Annotated in this window: 15 protein-coding genes; 6 read left to right on the top strand and 9 right to left on the bottom strand. The window is 62.6% G+C overall.

Annotated features, from left to right (window positions below; genetic code table 11):
- Positions 1–135: 135 nt before the first annotated feature.
- On the top strand, positions 136–765 hold the full coding sequence (locus AQ12_RS18080; protein WP_048441360.1) for a hypothetical protein: 630 nt from the start codon (positions 136–138) through the stop codon (positions 763–765).
- A gap of 33 nt (positions 766–798) precedes the next feature.
- Positions 799–2592: a hypothetical protein gene (locus AQ12_RS18075; protein ID WP_048441359.1), complete on the top strand. Its 1794-nt coding sequence runs from the start codon at positions 799–801 to the stop codon at positions 2590–2592.
- Here AQ12_RS18075 and AQ12_RS18070 read toward each other — a convergent pair whose 3' ends face one another.
- The 8 genes from AQ12_RS18070 to AQ12_RS18035 all read right to left on the bottom strand — a co-directional run bounded on the left by AQ12_RS18070 (position 2593) and on the right by AQ12_RS18035 (position 9402).
- Entirely contained in the window at positions 2593–3609 is a 1017-nt protein-coding gene (locus AQ12_RS18070) for an aldo/keto reductase (RefSeq protein WP_048441358.1), read from the bottom strand.
- Positions 3610–3648: 39 nt separating this feature from the next.
- A complete protein-coding gene (locus AQ12_RS18065) occupies positions 3649–4611 on the bottom strand; it encodes a Gfo/Idh/MocA family oxidoreductase (protein WP_048441357.1) in 963 nt (320 codons plus the stop codon).
- Complete coding sequence (locus tag AQ12_RS18060) at positions 4608–5465, bottom strand: class III extradiol dioxygenase subunit beta (RefSeq protein ID WP_048441356.1); 858 nt, start codon at positions 5463–5465, stop codon at positions 4608–4610. The genes AQ12_RS18065 and AQ12_RS18060 overlap by 4 nt, the downstream gene beginning before the upstream one ends.
- 2 nt (positions 5466–5467) lie before the next feature.
- Positions 5468–5908, bottom strand: a complete 441-nt coding sequence (gene ligA, locus AQ12_RS18055; protein WP_048441355.1) for a protocatechuate 4,5-dioxygenase subunit alpha — start codon at positions 5906–5908, stop codon at positions 5468–5470.
- Positions 5909–5926: 18 nt separating this feature from the next.
- On the bottom strand, positions 5927–6832 hold the full coding sequence (locus tag AQ12_RS18050; protein ID WP_048441354.1) for an amidohydrolase family protein: 906 nt from the start codon (positions 6830–6832) through the stop codon (positions 5927–5929).
- A 161-nt stretch (positions 6833–6993) separates the two neighbouring features.
- A complete protein-coding gene (gene ligK, locus AQ12_RS18045; protein WP_048441353.1) occupies positions 6994–7677 on the bottom strand; it encodes a 4-carboxy-4-hydroxy-2-oxoadipate aldolase/oxaloacetate decarboxylase in 684 nt (227 codons plus the stop codon).
- An 11-nt stretch (positions 7678–7688) separates the two neighbouring features.
- Positions 7689–8717, bottom strand: coding sequence for an amidohydrolase family protein (locus AQ12_RS18040; RefSeq protein ID WP_048441352.1), 1029 nt, complete (start codon positions 8715–8717; stop codon positions 7689–7691).
- Positions 8718–8742: 25 nt separating this feature from the next.
- Positions 8743–9402 (bottom strand): substrate-binding domain-containing protein, encoded by a 660-nt coding sequence (locus tag AQ12_RS18035; protein WP_048441351.1) that lies wholly within the window; start codon positions 9400–9402, stop codon positions 8743–8745.
- A gap of 138 nt (positions 9403–9540) precedes the next feature.
- Here AQ12_RS18035 and AQ12_RS18030 point away from each other — a divergent pair, with 138 nt between their 5' ends.
- Positions 9541–10446, top strand: coding sequence for a LysR substrate-binding domain-containing protein (locus AQ12_RS18030; RefSeq protein WP_048441350.1), 906 nt, complete (start codon positions 9541–9543; stop codon positions 10444–10446).
- Positions 10447–10456: 10 nt separating this feature from the next.
- Here the strand turns inward: AQ12_RS18030 and AQ12_RS18025 are convergent, their stop codons facing one another.
- A complete protein-coding gene (locus AQ12_RS18025; protein WP_238587760.1) occupies positions 10457–11365 on the bottom strand; it encodes an NAD(P)-dependent oxidoreductase in 909 nt (302 codons plus the stop codon).
- A gap of 287 nt (positions 11366–11652) precedes the next feature.
- On the opposite strand from AQ12_RS18025, the gene AQ12_RS18020 reads away from it, so the two are divergent.
- From AQ12_RS18020 to AQ12_RS18010, 3 genes are all read left to right on the top strand, one after another.
- Positions 11653–13845 (top strand): type I secretion system permease/ATPase, encoded by a 2193-nt coding sequence (locus tag AQ12_RS18020; RefSeq protein ID WP_082151676.1) that lies wholly within the window; start codon positions 11653–11655, stop codon positions 13843–13845.
- Positions 13842–15218 carry an HlyD family type I secretion periplasmic adaptor subunit gene (locus AQ12_RS18015; RefSeq protein WP_048441348.1) on the top strand — a complete coding sequence of 459 codons (1377 nt, stop codon included), beginning with the start codon at positions 13842–13844 and terminating at the stop codon, positions 15216–15218. Before AQ12_RS18020 ends, AQ12_RS18015 begins: the two co-directional genes overlap by 4 nt.
- A 304-nt stretch (positions 15219–15522) precedes the next feature.
- Positions 15523–17008: hypothetical protein (locus AQ12_RS18010; RefSeq protein ID WP_202967515.1), on the top strand; the 1486-nt coding region annotated here is incomplete at its 3' end.

Below are 17008 nucleotides of genomic sequence, written 5' to 3'. Positions count from 1 at the left end.
GTTGCGACGTGGGCCAGATAGTTGACCCCCGCATAAAGGGGATTCCAATTTCGCTTTCCTTCGTTAGACTGTAACGAAATGCTGCGCGTGGCAGTTGCAGTTTCAACCCGCAAACCCCCTTGAAGGACTTCGCTCATGGCTACCGCAGCCCAGAGGCTTCTTGATTTCGGCATCCAGATTGCCGACGCGCGCGAGTGGCTGTGGGCGCAGACTGATCCGGCTTATGTGGTCTCGATATTCCAGCTCGGGGGCTTCACCAACGCGATGATTGGCGAGATCGCCGCGTATCCGCAAACGCCCTATGGAGGTGCCCAGGTGCAGGCGTTTTTTGCGCTTCATGGTGTTGACAGCAGCATCCTCGATTCCCTCGTGCAATCAGTCACCAGTGCGTCGGCCACTGAGGGATTCAACATCGTTCACACCGTGACCTTGTCGGGCCCGGTTGTCTCGCCTGACGGCGCCAGCGATTCAGTGTCGATCCCGTTTTCGATCGACGCTGTAACGGCAGGGGATGCGGACTGGATCGACGTGATGTTCAGCAATGGCGTCAGCCTTGGCGACGGCGCCATCGATGTGCCAGTGGGCGTGTCCACATTCACGATCAGTTTGATCACGGTCAACGACGCGATAGACGAGCCGGATGAGACTTTGAATGTCTCGGTGGGCGGCTACGTCGGCATTTCGACCATCATCGACAACGACGCTCTGGCGGCCCGTCCGTCCGCAGATTCCCAGGACGACCACTTCTGGTCCTTGCTCAACTAACCCTCAGTCACCCTTCAACACCGGAGAAACGAAATGGCCTCTGCCGCACAAAAGCTAGCTGAATTCGGAATCACCATGGAGCAGGCCAACGCCTGGCTGCTCGCCCAGACCGACCCTGCATTCATCGTCTCCGTCTTTGCGATGGGCGGGATCACCAACGAGATGATCGGCGAGATCGCCGGCTATCCGGGTGCGCCTTACACGCCACTGCAGGTACGCGCGTTCTTCGGCCTTTATGGCGTTGACAGCACTGTGCTCGACCCTGCTCCCATCGTGGTGTCGGTCAGCGACGCCAACGTCATGGAAGGCACCGCCCTGCAGCACACCGTCACGCTGTCTGGCGCGACCACCGAGCAAACCGAGTATTCGCTCAACATCATGCTGGGCTCGGCTGCGATTTCGGATTTCTCCGGTTTCTCGCTGTCCAACGGCGTTCAGCTCGCGAGCTTCACGAGCATCCTGGTTCCTGCCGGCGTGAACTCGTTCACCTTCACGCTCAACTCTGCCAACGACTCGTCCGATGAGCCCAACGAGGGCTACAGCATGTACATCGGCGGTGTCTTTGCCAGCGGCATCATCACCGACAACGACGAGCCGGTTGTCCTGCCGCCTGTCGTGCAGGAGCTGGGCAATGCGAGCGCGACCGAAGGCGGGCTTGTGGAGTTTCCGGTGTTCCTGAGCAAGACGTCGGACACGCCTACCAGTCTGCCATTCACCCTGGTGATGGGGACGGCTGCTGAAGCCGACCTGGGCGCTGTGACCGCGACCAACGGCGTGACGATCCAGGGTGCCAACGTGGTGGTGCCGGCAGGCGTGCAGTCGTTCCATGTTCGCGTGGCGACCGTCAATGACACCGCCGATGAAGCGCCTTCCGAGACGTTCACCCTCAACCTGGGAACGATGTCGGCAACCGGCACGGTTCTGGACGATGATGAACCGGTTGTCGTTCCTCCGACGGTACAGACGCTGGGTGCCGCCAGCGCGACGGAAGGTGCATTGCTGGAGTTTCCGGTGTTCCTCAGTGCCGCAGGGACCATTCCCACCAGCCTGCCGTTCAGTCTCGCAATGGGAACCGCTGCTCAGGGCGACCTGGGCGCTTTGACTGCTACCAACGGCGTCACCATCCAGGGCGGGAATGTGGTTGTGCCGGCTGGCGTTCAGTCGTTCCATGTTCGCGTGGCGACTGTGGATGACAGCACCGATGAAGACACTGCCGAAACCTTCACCTTCAACCTGGGAACACTGTCTGCAACGGGTACGGTGCTGGATAACGACGACACCCCGCCGCCCGCAGACGACGGCATCTTCTCGGACAACATGATGGAACTGGTTCAGCTGTTGCAGCTGAACAATCGCACCGGTGTGCTGTCCAACGCATCGCTCAAGGCCGAGGTTATCAAGGTGACCGGGGAGGCCGCCTATCTGGCAACGTTCACGCCGGACAGCGTGGATGGCGGCGGCGATGGCGTCTGGACCCCCGATGAACTCGGCTTCTCGCATCTGGGCACTTTGCCGGCAACGGTTGCTACGGTTGAATCGCTGTTCTACGGTACCTATCTGCACATCTTCACGTCTATCGACCAGGGTGAAGCGGTGCAACTTTCCAACTTCGTCCTGGCCAATCAGGTGGGGCTTGAATCGGGTGATGCAGGAACGTACGAGCTGTATGTGGACCTGATCCTTGACGTGATGGCTGATCCTGCGCCGCCGCTGGTGAGCGACGCCATGCTGGCGCAGTACATCATGGTGCCCGTCATCGTCGAAATGGTGAATATCGTCGGTGCCGGGCAAGACCTCGACATCTTCGACTACCTGCCGATCGGCTGATCAACCGCGGGAGTTCGCAAACTCCTCGGTATCCACCTCCCCGGCCGACTGCGCGTTGTAGCGCGGGCCGGTGACGGTCTTTTCATTGATCAGCGAATCGACGCGCGCCATCAGGCTCGCGTCGATTTTTATTTGCGCGGCTCCCAGGTCTTCGTGCAAATGCGCCACGCTCGTCGTCCCTGGAATCGGGATGATGTGCGGCGCCTTGTGCAGCAGCCAGGCAATCGCGAGCTGTGCCGGTGTGCAGGAAGCCTCTTGTGCCAGCGCCTTGAACGCAGGTAGCAGCTTGAGATTCGCAGCATAGGTCTCAGGCGCAAATCGAGGCATGCCCTTGCGAATGTCCCTGGCTTCCAGCGTCGCCACGTCGTGCAGCGCATCGGCCAGGAAGCCGCGTGCCACGGGGCTGAACGCCACGAACGCAGCCCCCAGTTCACGGCACGCATCGAGCACGGCGATTTCGGGGTTGCGCGTCCACAGTGAATACTCGGTTTGCACGGCAGCGATCGGATGCACCGCATGCGCCTTGCGCAAGGTCGCGGCCGAAACTTCAGACAAGCCGATCGCCTGCACCTTGCCCGCGCGCACCAGGTCGCTCATCGCACCGACGCTGTCCTCGATCGGCACCTGCTTGTCCCAGCGGTGCAGGTAGTACAGGTCGATCACATCGGTCTGCAGGCGGCGCAGGCTGTCTTCGCAATTGGTGCGGATCGTCTGCGGCCTGCCGTCGATCACGCGGCGAACCACGCCGTCATCGCCCGTCACACCGGCCATGCCGCCTTTGCTCGCAAGCGTGAATTTGCGGCGATGCGGTTTCATCACCCGGCCCACCAGCGTTTCGTTCGCGCCGAATCCATAGAGCGCTGCCGTGTCGAACAAGGTCACGCCCGCATCGAGCGCGGCCAGCAACACACGCTCGCCTTGCTCCGGCGGCGGCGCTGTGCCGTACGCGTGACTGAGGTTCATGCAGCCCAGGCCGATGGCCGTGACTTCGAAGGGGCCGAGCTTGCGTGTTTGCATGGGATTGATGCTGCGTTGTTGCGGGGATGACTGCGGAGACTACTGCGCAAGTTGCTGTTCGAGCTTGTGCAGCACTTCGTAGCACGGCAGCACCTGCGCCACGCTCGAATTGGGCTCGCGCTTGTCCTTGATCGCAGCGAAGAATTCGCGGTCCTGCAGTTCGATGCCGTTCATCGACACATCGACCCTGGACACGTCGATCTTGTCTTCCTTGCCGTCCTTGGTCGATTGCGTCAGGTCGTCGTAGCGCGCGATGTAGGTCGCGGTGTCGCCGATGTAGCGGAAGAATGTGCCCAGGGGCCCTTCGTTGTTGAAGCTGAGCGACAGTGTGCAGATCGCGCCATTGGCCGCCTGCAGCTGGATGCTCATGTCCATCGCGATGCCGAGCACCGGATGTATCGGTCCCTGCACCGCGTTGGCTTTGACGATGGGACTGCCGCACTGGTAGGCAAAGAGATCAACCGTGTGCGCGGCGTGGTGCCACAGCAGGTGGTCGGTCCAGCTGCGCGGTTGGCCCAGCGCGTTCATGTTGGTGCGTCGAAAGAAGTAGGTTTGCACATCCATCTGCTGGATGTTGAACTCACCGGCTGCAATCTTCTTGTGCACGAACTGGTGGCTCGGATTGAAGCGCCGCGTATGGCCGCACATCGCAACCAGCCCGGTCTGTTTTTGCAGCGCAACCACTTCCTGCGCGTCTTTCAAGCTGTCGGCCAGCGGAATCTCCACCTGCACATGCTTGCCTGCCTTCATGCACTCGATCGCTTGCGCGGCGTGCATCTGCGTGGGCGTGCAGAGAATCACCGCATCGACTTCCTTGAGCGCCAGGCTCTGCGAAAGCTCGGTCGTCACATGCCCGATGCCGAACTTCTGCGCGACCTCGCGTGTCTTGTCCAGCTCACGGCCAATGACTGAGACGACTTCAACGCCTTCGATATTCCGGATGCCTTCGATGTGCTTGATGCCGAACGCGCCTGCGCCGGCGAGTGCTACTTTGATCGTCATTGCTGTTCTTCCAGGATGAGGTGGCCGACTGCCGTGTTGGAGGCGGGCACATGATAGAACCGATGCGCGACCCTGGGTGGTGGACCGCCCGCAAGGTCGCTCATCGCGCCACGCGCAATGAGCCACATCACCAGCTCGATGCCTTCACTGCCGGCTTCGCGCACATAGTCGATATGCGGCACGGCGGCCTGGCCTTCGGGGTCCGCGATCAGGCGGTCGAGAAAGGCGTTGTCGAATTCCTTGTTGATGAGACCCGCACGCGGACCCTGCAGCTGATGACTCATGCCGCCCGTGCCCCAGATGTGGACGTTGAGGTCTTCGTCGTAGCTCTCCACGGCCTTTCGGATCGCCTTGCCCAGGTTCAGGCAGCGCCTGCCCGATGGCACCGGGTACTGCACCACGTTCACTGCAAACGGGATGACCGGGCAGGGCCATGCGGCGGGCTGTCCGTACATCAGCGAAAGCGGCACGGTGAGTCCGTGATCCACATCCATCTTGTTGATGATGGTCAGGTCGAAGTCCTGCTGGATCACCGACTGCGCAATATGCGCCGACAGCTCCGGGTGGCCGATCACCGTCGGCACGGGTCGCGGTCCCCAGCCTTCATCGGCAGGCTGGTATTGCGCGGCCGTACCGATGGCAAAAGTCGGGATCATGTCCAGGCTGAATGCGGTGGCATGGTCGTTGTAGACGAGGAAGATGACGTCAGGCTTGTTGTCTTTGGCCCACTGCTTGGAGAAGTCGTAACCCCCAAACACCTTTTGCCAGTACGGCTCGCCGGACTTGCCCGTGTCGAGCGCCGCGCCGATGGCGGGGACGTGCGACGTGTAAACGCTGGCGGTGATTCTTGCCATTTCTAGGCTCCCTTCGATTTTGAGCTGCCCTGCGGCTGGCGATGGGCTTGTGCGGAGCCGTCTTCGCCGATGCGGCGATTGCCCTCGGCGCTTCGGCCGCCGGCGACCATCATGTTGCGGTATTCCTCTTCGGTCATGCCGGTCATGCTGCCCGCCATCTGCTGGAAGCTCTTGCCGTCTGTCGCGCCGATCTTGGCCAGGAAGTAGATGTTGCCGCCCAGGCCGATGCAGGCGTTCAGGTCTCGCGCGAGCACGGCCTTCTTTTGCGCTTCGGTCATCGCCCACTCGTCGAGGTAGGCGCGCTCGTTCGCCTTGAAGCGTTCGCGGTTGTCTGCCTTCATCAGCGACATGCAGAACTGGTTGAGGTGGTAGCCGCGCCTGGATTGCTCGGCATCGAAGATCGTCGTGCCGGGCACGTCGAGATAGGGTTTGTCCAAAGGCATGGTGTGTTCTCCTGCAAGTCAGGCCCAGTACAGGCGCATCGGGTTGTCCACGAGCATCTTGCGCTGCTTTTCGGCTGTGGTGGCGATGTGGGGAATGAAGTCCACCAGCAGGCCGTCATCGGGCATGTGGTTCTTCAGGTTGGGGTGCGGCCAGTCGGTGCCCCACAGCACGCGATCGGGGAAGGTATCGACGATGCGCCGCGCGAATGGAATCACGTCCTGATAGGCATTGCGCTCGCCGTTCAGCGCAGGCGGGCCCGAGACGCTCAGGCGCTCGGGGCAGCTCACCTTGGACCACACGTTGGGGTACTCGCGCATGAACCGCACAAAGAGTTCGAACTCGGGGCCATCGACGGGCTGGGTCACATCGGGGCGGCCCATGTGATCGACGACGATGGTGGTGGGCAGGGCAGTGAAAAAGTCCCACAGCTCGGGCAGGTCGACCGCTTCGAAATAGATCACCACATGCCAGCCCAGCGGGGCGATGCGCGACGCGATCTCCATCAGTTCGTCCTTGGGTGTGAAGTCCACCAGGCGTTTGACGAAGTTGAAGCGGACGCCTCGCACGCCGGCTGCGTGCATGGACTGGAGTTGCTCGTCGGTGACGCTGCGCTTGACGGTGACAACGCCTCTGGCCTTGTCGTTGGAGTGCGCGAGGGCGTCGAGCAAGGCGCTGTTGTCCGCGCCGTGGCAGGTCGCCTGCACGATCACGTTGCGCTCGAAGCCCAGGTGGTCGCGCAGGGCGAAGAGTTGGTCCTTGCTCGCATCGCACGGCGTGTACTTGCGCTCGGGGGCAAAGGGGAATTGCGCGCCGGGGCCGAAGACGTGGCAGTGGGCGTCCACGCTGCCGGGGGGTAGCTTGAACTGCGGTTTGCTGGGGCCGCTGTACCAGTCGAGCCAGCCGGGGGTTTTTTCGAAGGTCATTTGTTTTGTGGATCTGTATGGGCTGTCATGTGGAACTTGCGGCTGTCAGCGCGGACTTGCCTTGGCTGTCATTGCGGACTTGATCCGCAATCCATGCTTGATCAGGCGCAGTCGCCGCTTCGCGGTGGATTGCGGATCAAGTCCGCAATGACAACAGTCTCTCAGTCGATGTATTTCAATCCCGCCTTCTCCAGCGGCCCGCGCATGCTGTACATGTCCAGCCCCAGCACACCCGACGCCAGCTTCGCCCGCTTCTCGCCTTCATTGGCTTCGCGCGCATTCGCGGCGTCCAGCGTCTTGCGCGCGAGCTTCGCCGGCACCACCACCACGCCGTCATCATCCGCAACGATCACATCCCCGGGATGCACCAGCGCACCCGCGCACACGAGCGGAATGTTTACCGAGCCTAGCGTGGCCTTCACCGTGCCCTTGGAGCTGATCGCCTTGGTCCACACCGGAAAGTTCATCTCGGTCAGCGTCTTCACGTCACGGCAACCTGCTTCGATGACCAATGCGCGAGCACCGCGCGCCTGGAAGCTGGTGGCCAGCAGGTCACCAAAGAAGCCATCGGTGTTGTCGGTGGTGCAGGCAGCAACCACGATGTCACCCGGCTGGATCTGTTCGGCTGCCACATGCAGCATCCAGTTGTCGCCCGGTTGCAGCAGCACCGTGACGGCCGTTCCCGACACTTGCGCGCCGGCATAGATAGGCCGCATGTACGGCTTCATCAGGCCCACGCGCCCCATCGCTTCGTGGACGGTTGCCGAGCCGAGTTTCGCCAGTGCATCGGCCGCTTCGCGGTCCGCACGCTGGATGTTTCTGTAAACCACGCCGAGTTCGTACATGTCGCGTCTCCTTAAAGGCCCCGGGCCTTGAGTTGTGTATCCAGGCGCGAGAACACTCGCCGCGCGTTCGCTTCATAGATCTGCTGCTTTTCTTGCGCGCTCAGAATCGTCGAAGCCTCGATGTAGCGCTTGGTGTCGTCGTAGTAGTTGCCGGTCTCCGGGTCGATGCCGCGCACCGCGCCAATCATCTCGGAGGCGAACAACACGTTCTTGACCGGGATCACCGTGTTGAGCAGGTCGATGCCGGGCTGGTGATACACGCAGGTGTCAAAGAAGATGTTGTTGAGCAGGTGTTCGGACAGCAGAGGTTTCTTCATCTCTTGCGCGAGACCACGGAAGCGCCCCCAGTGATAAGGCACTGCGCCGCCGCCATGCGGAATCAAAAAGCGCAGGGTCGGGAAGTCCTTGAACAGGTCGCCCTGTATGCACTGCATGAACGCGGTCGTGTCCGCGTTGAGGTAGTGCGCGCCGGTCGTGTGGAAAGCCGGGTTGCAGCTCGTGCTCACGTGGATCATGGCGGGCAGGTCGTACTCCACCATCTTTTCGTAGATGGGGTACCAGTGGCGGTCGGTCAGCGGTGGCGATGTCCAGTGGCCGCCGGCCGGATCGGGGTTCAGGTTGATGCCGACATTGCCGTATTCCTTCACGCACTTTTCCAGTTCGGGAATGCAGGTCTTCGGATCGACGCCGGGCGACTGCGGCAGCATCGCCACCGGCACGAAGTGTTCGGGAAAGAGCTGGCTCACGCGATAGCAAAGCTCGTTGCAGATCGCAGCCCAGGTGGACGACACATTGAAGTCGCCGATGTGGTGCGCCATGAAACTCGCGCGCGGCGAAAACAGCGTGAGGTCGCTGCCGCGCTCTTTCATGAGGCGCAGCTGGTTGCTCTGGATCGACTCACGCAGTTCGTCGTCGCTGATTTTCAGCTCGGACACTTTCGGCGCGACCGACGGGTCCTTGATGCCGGCGATTTGCCGGTTGCGCCAGTCCTCCAGCGCTTTGGGCGCGGTCGTGTAGTGGCCGTGGCAGTCGATGATCATTGGGTTTGTCTCCTCGGAAAAAAATTCAGGCCGGGTCCATGCCGTGGCTTTGCTTGGCTTGCGCCGATTGAGGCGATGCCAGGAAGGCGAGCAGCGCGCGCACTTCGCCTGCGCGCGTCGAAGCCGCGCAGACGCCAGCAGAAAAAGTGGTGGTGATCTGTATCTCGGGCGGCAGCGGGCCGACCACATCAATGCCCGGCCGGTGCATCAGCTCGCTGAGCTGTTGAAAGCCCAGTTCGACCTCGCCTTTGGCAACGAGGGCGCCCACCGGCACGCCCGCAGGTGCCTGCACGAGTCGCGGCGCGATATCGGCGGCAATGCCCCAGCCGTCAAACAGCTTCAAGAGCGCGGTGCCGCTGGGGCCGGTGGAGTAACCAATGGACGTGGCCTTCAACACCGCGTCCCGCACGCCCTGTTCGCTGGAGATATCGGGATGCGGCTGCCCAGCGCGGACGGCAACGGCGACGCCGGAATGCACCAGGTCAACCCGACTCCCCGCGACAACGCTGCCAGCATTCACCAGCTTGTCGATGGCATCGGATGCCAGGACGACAAGGTCCATCGCCTCGCCAGCCTGCACCCGTTTGGCCGCATCGACGCCGCCGACCGATTCCATCATGACGGGCTGGCCGGACTGGTCCTGCCACGCGGCGAGCAATTGCGCGAGCACGCCTCGCGTGGCCATAGATGAAATTCCCTGGAGCGGCGGTTTTGGCATAGGGCGATTTTGCGTGGCCCATCGCGCAACGCAACCCGAAGCTGCCGCTATCAGTTAGATCAGACGGGTATATCCGCGCGGTTGGTATGTCATTAGACTAGGGCGATGGATTTACGCCAACTCGAGTATTTCGTGCGCGTCGCCGAGCTGGGCAGCTTCACCCGTGCGGCCATCGCGCTGGACATCGCGCAGCCCGCGCTGAGCCGGCAGGTGCGCCTGCTCGAAGTCGAGTTGCGCCAGAGCCTGCTGACCCGTAACGGGCGTGGCGCCACGCCGACGGAGGCGGGCAAGCTCCTGCTGGAGCACGGGCGCGGCATTCTTCACCAGGTCGAGCGTGCGCGCGAAGAGCTCGGCCGGGTGCGCGGCGCGCTCGCCGGCCGCGTCGCGATCGGGCTGCCGCCCAGTGTGGCCAAGTTGATGGCCGTGCCGCTGGTTCGCGAGTTCAGCAAGCGCATGCCCGAGGCGTCGATCTCGATTTCGGAAGCGCTGTCCACCGCGAGCCTGGAAGCGCTGATGACCGGGCGCCTGGACATCGCCTTGCTGTACAACGCCACCGCCGCGCCGGGCATCGAGCTCACGCCATTGCTGGAAGAACCGCTGTTTCTCGTGCAGCGCAGCACCCTCGGCGCTGCGCAAAAAGCCAGGCCAGTCGCCTTGCGGGATGTCGCCCAGATTCCGCTCATCATTCCCAGCAGGCCCAATGCGATCCGTATGCAGGTGGAAGGCGAGATGGCGGCGCTGGGATGTCGTCCGCAGGTGGCACTTGAAATCGACGGCGTGCCCGCCATCCTGGACCTGGTCGAGGACGGCGCAGGTTCGGCCGTGCTGTCGCGCAATGCGGTCGCGACGTCCGGGCGGCCAGAGGCCTTTGTCTGCCGACCCATCACCGCACCGGCGCTGCATAGCAAGCTGGTGATGGCCATGAGTTCCCAGCGCCCCGCGACGTTGACGCAAAAGGCCATGCTGGAGTTGATCCAGGCGCTGGCCGTCAAACTGCTGTCTCCCGCCTGAGCGTGCCGGGTCAGTCCTTGCGCGCGGCCAGCAACAGATCGGCGTAGTCCTGCCAGCGCGCGTCTTTAGCCAGCCCCTCGAACACACCCGCCGCAGCCTGGTCGGCGACCCATTGCTGCTTGTCTGCGATGGCGCGGCCCATGAAAGGCTCGAAGCCCGCCTCCTGGACGGTGTTGGCCGCTTCGCGCATTTCCTCGGCACGCCGTTTGCCGTGCTGAACGACGCGGCTGAAAAAGTACGCGCCCTGCTTTTGCCAGTCGATGGACGGAAAGGTTTCGGCCAGCGTCGGCAGTACATGGTCTTCGACGCCGTATTGCCGGGCTGTCGAGTAGCTCTCGATCACCAGTGCCTCCAGTCCCTTGATCATGATGCTGCGGCACATCTTGATCGCCGATGCCACGCCCAACTGGTCCGAGACGGCCTTGGCGTCCATGCCCCAGTCGCGCAACTGGTCGGCGAGTCCCGCGGCGCGGGCGCCGCCCAGGAGCATCGGAACCTTGATGCCATACGGCGGGATCGAGGTCATGACACCCGCCTCTACATAGTGCGCGCCCCGTGAATCGATCTGCCCGGCGGCCCTTTGCTTGGTGCCCGGCGAGGCTGAGTTCAAGTCCAGGAAGACGGCGCCGGGTCGCATGTACCGGGCTGCTTGTTCTGCTACCGAGAATGTGTTGGACGCAGTGACCGCCGAAATCACCAGATCGCTGCGCTCGCACAGGGCCTGCATCGAGTCCATCGCTTCGATTCCGGTTGCGGCCGCATGTGCCGTTTCCGCATCGCGGGTAGCCGCGGCAACAAACTTGAGATCCCAGGCAGCAACCCCGTCCACGCCCGGCTTGCCCTTGAGGCCGGCTCCGAAAATCTTGCCGACTTCGCCATAACCGACCAGGCCGATCCGTCCAATTTGTGGTCTTTGCACTACTTGCATCGCATCTCTCCCATCAAAAGCATGTGAATTAACACACGCTCAAAATCCGTTATGAGCGTGTAGGTAAACTTCTAAGCCCTCCGTAGGAATCCGCCTGCACAATCTTTTACAGCTTGGCGCCTGACCAGTTTGCGCGGATTGAATCCAGACTCTGCGATTGTGCGTAAGAGCGGATGGGCCGACGGGCTACCCCGAACCCAGGCAGCAATCTTTCCCCTTCGCGTATCATTTTGTTACAAGGATAGGCCGTCGGCAGCTTCGCTGAACAGCAAACGTAAATGGGTGACATCAAAGTTCCGTTCCAGATCACCCCGGCTCGCAGCTGGGGCCGGCTTGCCACCGGCATGAGCGACGAGAACCTGCAGATCGACCCCTTGCTCGACTGCCTGGTCGAGCTTTCGCGTATTCACGGACGACCTGAGACCCGTGCAGGATTGTCCGCCGGGTTGCCGCTGACCGATGCAGGCATGACGCCCAGCCTGTTTGTTCGCGCCGCCACGCGGGTCGGTCTTGCGGCCAAGGTTGCGCGCCGTCCCCTGGACAAGATCGAAAAGACATTGTTGCCCGCAGTCCTGCTGCTGCAGGGCGACACGGCCTGCGTGCTGCTGGGGTGGCTCGAAGACGGCTCTGCGCAAGTGCTGCTGCCAGAGACCGGGCAGGGCACGGTGACGCTGCCTCGCACCGAGCTTGACGCCCGTTACGTCGGAATCGCAATCTTTGTACACCCGAAATTCCGCTTCGACGCGCGCACGCCTGCCCTCGCACACGCCAAGCGCCACTGGTTCTGGGGCGCGTTCCAGGACCAGCTGCCGCTGTATCGCGACGTGCTGGCTGCGGCGCTTCTCATCAATATCTTCGCCCTGGCATTCCCGCTGTTTTCGATGAACATCTATGACCGCGTTGTGCCCAACTTCGCTGTCGAGACGCTCTGGATGCTCGCCCTGGGGCTGGCTGTCGTGCTCGGTATCGACTACACGATGCGCCTGATGCGCGGCTACTTTGTTGATCTGGCGGGCGCCCGCATCGACCTGCGGCTGTCGGCCCTGATCATGGAGCGTGTGCTGGGCATGAAGCTGTCCGACCGCCCGCCTTCGGTGGGTGCTTACGCTGCCACGCTTCGCTCGTTTGAATCGCTGCGCGACTTCGTGGCCTCGGCCACTGTCACGGCCGTCATCGACCTGCCGTTCGCCATCTTGTTCCTGGTCGTCATCGCATGGATTTCGTGGCCGCTGGTGTTCATTCCGCTGATCGGCCTGGCGCTGGTGCTGATGTACAGCTACAGCGTCCAAAAGCGCATGAAGGCGCTGTCGGAGTCGACCTTCCGGGCGTCGGCGATGCGCAATTCGACGCTGGTGGAGTCGCTCACCGCCATGGAGACCATCAAGGCACACGGCGCCGAGCGCGTGATGCAGACCAAGCTGGAGAGCACGGCCGCTTTCCTGGCCGAGGTCACATCGCGGCTGCGGCTGCTGTCTTCGAGCGTGGTCAATGGTGTGAGCACGCTGATCCAGCTTGTGAACGTTTCGACCATCGTGGCCGGCGTCTATCTGATTCACGAGGGGCACCTCACGATGGGCGGCCTGATTGCCTGCACCATGCTCAGCGGTCGCGCGATGCAGCCGCTCGGGCAGCTCGTGGCGCTGATGATGCAGTACGAGAACGCCCGCACGGCGCTGGAGCACCTTGAAACGACGATGGCCAAGGAGGGTGAGCGGCCCGAGGGGAGTTCGTTCCTGCATCGCACCGACCTCAAGGGCGACATCGTTTTCCAGAACGTGCATTTCAGTTATCCGGGCCGCACCGAAGAGGCGCTGCGGGATGTGTCGTTTCGCATCGGGGCCGGCGAGAAGGTCGTGGTCATCGGCCGCGTCGGCTCGGGCAAGACAACGCTGCAGCGCCTGATCCTGGGCCTGTACACACCCACCAAAGGCGCGGTGACCATCGACGGCGTCGACCTGCGGCAACTCGACCCGATGGAGCTTCGCCGCAGCATCGGCTATGTCGAGCAGGACGCCATGCTTTTTTACGGCACATTGCGCGACAACATCCGCATCTCGGTGCCGCTTGCCGAAGACGCGGCGATCGTCGCGGCGGCCGACGTTGGCGGACTCACGGCGCTCGCGGACAAGCATCCGCAGGGCTTCGACATGGTGGTGGGTGAGCGGGGTGAATCGCTGTCCGGCGGGCAGCGCCAGGGCGTTGCGATTGCGCGGGCCGCCTTGCTCGACCCGCCCGTCCTGCTGCTTGACGAGCCGACAGGTTCGATGGATTTCAGCTCCGAAGCCCAGTTCAAGGAGCGCCTGCGCCACTTTGCGCAGCATCGCACCGTGCTGGTGGTGACCCACCGCAACAGCCTGCTCGAGATTGCAGACCGGATCATCGTGCTCGATGAAGGCCGGATCGTGGCAGACGGCCCGCGCGAGAAAGTGCTGGACGACCTCAAAGCCGGCCGCGTGGGGAAAGCGTCATGAAGCCAGAGGGCTTTGTCGCGATCCTGCGCGACTCGATTTCGCGCATGGCCGGTCGCGGCACGCCTGCGCCAGCGCCGGGCTCCGGCGCGTTCGTCGCCGATGCCCACACCCTCATGATCGAGCAGGAGCCGGCGCGCGCGCGGCTGGTGCTCAAGGCGTTCTGGGTCATCCTGGTCGTGGCATTGCTATGGGCCGCGCTGACACGCGTGGATGAAGTCACCAAGGGTGACGGCCGGGTGGTTTCGTCCACCCAGCTGCAGGTGTTGCAAAGCCTGGACGGTGGCGTCGTCTCGGAGATCCTGGTCAAAGAGGGACAGCTGGTGGAGGCGGGCCAGGTCCTGCTCAACATCGACCCCACGCGATTCGATTCGTCCCTTCAGGAAAACCGCGCGCAGTACCTCGCGCTGCTGGCCCGTGCAGCCCGCCTGAAAGCGCTGGCCGAAGGGACTGATTTCGTGCCGCCTCCCGAAGTGGTTGCCGAGTCGCCGCGCACCGCGGAAGGCGAGCGCAATTCGTTCGAGGCGGCGCGCTCGGCGGTTCGCAGCCAGACCTCGATTGCCGAGCAGCAGCTGGCGCAAAAGCAGCAGGAACTGGCCGAGGCCAAAGTCCGGCAGGCCCAGGCTTCGCAGGCCTACGACCTGACGGCCAAAGAGCTTGCGTACACCCGACCCCTGATCGCGTCGGGGGCCGTGTCGGAGGTGGACATCCTGCGGCTGGAGCGTGATGCGAGCCGCTACAAGGGTGAGCGCGACGTGGCCGGTGCGCAGATCTTCAAGGCGCAGTCGGCCATAGGCGAAGCCAGCCGCAAGATCCAGGAAGTCACGCTCAGCTTTCGCAGTGAAGCGCGCAAGGAGCTTTCCGAGACGACCGCCAAGCTCAACGTGAGTTCTGCCGGCAGCGCGGGCCTTGCCGACAAGGTGGCCAAGTCGTCGATGAAGGCGCCGGTGAAGGGGACCGTGAAACGCCTGCTCGTCAAGACTGTCGGCGGCGTGGTGCAACCGGGCAAGGACGTTGTCGAAATCGTCCCCTATGAAGAGGCATTGCTCCTGGACGCCAGGGTCATGGCCAAGGACATTGCGTTTCTGAGGCCAGGCGACAAGGCAATCGTGAAATTCACCGCCTACGATTTTTCTGTTTATGGCGGGCTGGATGCCAAGGTCGAGCTGATCGGAGCCGACTCGGTGGCGGACGAACGCGGCAATGTGTTCTACATGGTGCGGTTGCGGACCGAGAAGTCGCAACTGGGGCTGAACATGCCCATCATTTCAGGAATGGTGGCCGAGGTCAGCATCCTGACAGGCAAGAAAAGCATTCTTTCGTACCTGCTCAAGCCGGTGCTAAAAGCCCGGCATGAGGCATTTACGGAGCGCTGAAGGCAGTAATTAACGCGCGCGGCTTTTGTTACCTTGAACTAAAACAAAAGTCGTATTTCACAATTAGTTACAGATAGATACACTGGGCCGGTCGCCGTTTGGCGGGCATCCCCTATTTTTTATGGCCACTGCTGGCAACATTGTTGGAACTGTCGTCCTTGTACAAGGCGTGGCGTTTGCGCAAGGCGCAAACGGCGCGAGGCGTCGCCTGAAATTCGGCGACCCGGTCTTTGAAGGTGAGCTACTTGTAACAATGGAGGGCGCGAGGGTCGAACTTTCGTTTGATCACGGCTCCAAATTGTTGATGCGATCGAGGGAAGAAGTGCGCCTGGATTCGGCGCTTTTCGACAACCTCTTTGAAGACGGCAGGCGTTCAGGACTTCTTGGGCGTGTATCCGAGAGCACCGACCCGGCGCGGGTGGACAACGCCGGTGGCAACGGCAACGGCGGCGGCGAAGAGCGCAGGCCGCTAGAGAACGAAGGATTCGACGACGGCAACAGTTTCGTGCTGCTCCAGCGCATCGACGAACTGCTGGAGCCGCTGAACCAGAACCTGGGCTTTGACCAGCTGGTGCCCCGCATCGACTTGCCGTTTGCGCCGCCGATCATGATGCCCCTGCCGACGGCAGCTCCGATTCCGACGGCGCCGCCGGTCCCGACCTCGCCACCGTCGGGCGGGCCGGGCGATCCGGTGCCGGTGCCACCCCATGTCGCGACGCTGACAGGCTCCAGCACAACCGAAGGCGGCAACCTGATTCATACGGTGACGCTTGATCGGGCACCGACGCTTTCGGCGCTGTTTCCGTTCACGTTGACCGGCGATTCGGCAACGAGCACCGACTTCGGCACGCCCACCTTCAGCGATGGCGTGACGCTGGACAACGGCATCCTGACTGTTCCAGTCGGCGTCACCAGTTTCACCATCACCGTTCCTACGACCGACGACACGGCATACGAGGGCGACGAGACGATCGTCATTAGCCTGGATGGCAAGACGAGCATCGGAACGATTGTCGACAACGATCCGGCGCCACCGCCGCCGCCTCCTCCTTCCCCCCCACCGGCGCCGACGGTGCAGGGCATCACCGATGCCCAGATACCCGAAGGCGGCAGTCTTGTCCACACGGTCACGCTGTCCGGTGCGTCGGCGACCGCAACGACCTTTGCTTTTGGCCTGGCTGGCGATACGGCCGGAAGCGATGACTTCGGCACACCGGTCTTCAGCAACGGCGTGGTGCTTCTGGGCGGTGTGCTCACCGTGCCTGCAGGCGTCACCAGTTTCACTGTCAGCTATCCGACCACTAACGACAGCATCGCAGAAGGCGACGAAACGGTTGGCTTGACTGTCGGCGGGGTTTCGGCAGTCGGCACCATCGTCGAAGACGATGTCTCACGCATCGCGGCGATCACCAGCGACCAGGTGGTCGAAGGTGGCACTCTGGTTCACACGGTGACGCTGACCAACGCGTCCACTTCGGCTGGAACCTACGCGTTTACGCTGGGCGGCAACACCGCGCAGGCCAACGACTTCGGCGCCCCGGTGTTCAGCAACGGGGTCACGCTTGCGGGCGGCGTGGTTGTGGTGCCTGCCGGCGTCACCAGTTTCACGGTCAGCTATCCGACCTCGAACGACACCGTGTTCGAAGGCAACGAAACGGTCGACGTTTCGGTCGGCGGCGTGTCGGCTGTTGGAACCATCGTCGAGAACGATGGGACCCCCGCAATCGCATCCATCACGAGCGACCAGGTGACCGAAGGCGGCACGTTGGTGCACTCGGTGACGCTGACGA

The sequence above is a fragment of the Caenimonas sp. SL110 genome (assembly GCF_001044395.1).
Classification (GTDB): Bacteria; Pseudomonadota; Gammaproteobacteria; order Burkholderiales; family Burkholderiaceae_C; genus Ramlibacter.
The sequence above is the reverse complement of the archived record's forward strand: the minus strand, read 5'-3'. Positions and strand labels throughout refer to the sequence as shown.

Excerpts from the sequence above, each read along its gene's own strand:
- AQ12_RS18080 (WP_048441360.1), top strand. The coding sequence starts at position 136 with ATGGCTACCGCAGCCCAGAGGCTTCTTGATTTCGGCATCCAGATTGCC.
- AQ12_RS18075 (WP_048441359.1), top strand. The coding sequence starts at position 799 with ATGGCCTCTGCCGCACAAAAGCTAGCTGAATTCGGAATCACCATGGAG.
- AQ12_RS18070 (WP_048441358.1), bottom strand. The coding sequence starts at position 3,609 with ATGCAAACACGCAAGCTCGGCCCCTTCGAAGTCACGGCCATCGGCCTG.
- AQ12_RS18065 (WP_048441357.1), bottom strand. The coding sequence starts at position 4,611 with ATGACGATCAAAGTAGCACTCGCCGGCGCAGGCGCGTTCGGCATCAAG.
- AQ12_RS18060 (WP_048441356.1), bottom strand. The coding sequence starts at position 5,465 with ATGGCAAGAATCACCGCCAGCGTTTACACGTCGCACGTCCCCGCCATC.
- ligA (WP_048441355.1), bottom strand. The coding sequence starts at position 5,908 with ATGCCTTTGGACAAACCCTATCTCGACGTGCCCGGCACGACGATCTTC.
- AQ12_RS18050 (WP_048441354.1), bottom strand. The coding sequence starts at position 6,832 with ATGACCTTCGAAAAAACCCCCGGCTGGCTCGACTGGTACAGCGGCCCC.
- ligK (WP_048441353.1), bottom strand. The coding sequence starts at position 7,677 with ATGTACGAACTCGGCGTGGTTTACAGAAACATCCAGCGTGCGGACCGC.
- AQ12_RS18040 (WP_048441352.1), bottom strand. The coding sequence starts at position 8,717 with ATGATCATCGACTGCCACGGCCACTACACGACCGCGCCCAAAGCGCTG.
- AQ12_RS18035 (WP_048441351.1), bottom strand. The coding sequence starts at position 9,402 with ATGGCCACGCGAGGCGTGCTCGCGCAATTGCTCGCCGCGTGGCAGGAC.
- AQ12_RS18030 (WP_048441350.1), top strand. The coding sequence starts at position 9,541 with ATGGATTTACGCCAACTCGAGTATTTCGTGCGCGTCGCCGAGCTGGGC.
- AQ12_RS18020 (WP_082151676.1), top strand. The coding sequence starts at position 11,653 with ATGGGTGACATCAAAGTTCCGTTCCAGATCACCCCGGCTCGCAGCTGG.
- AQ12_RS18015 (WP_048441348.1), top strand. The coding sequence starts at position 13,842 with ATGAAGCCAGAGGGCTTTGTCGCGATCCTGCGCGACTCGATTTCGCGC.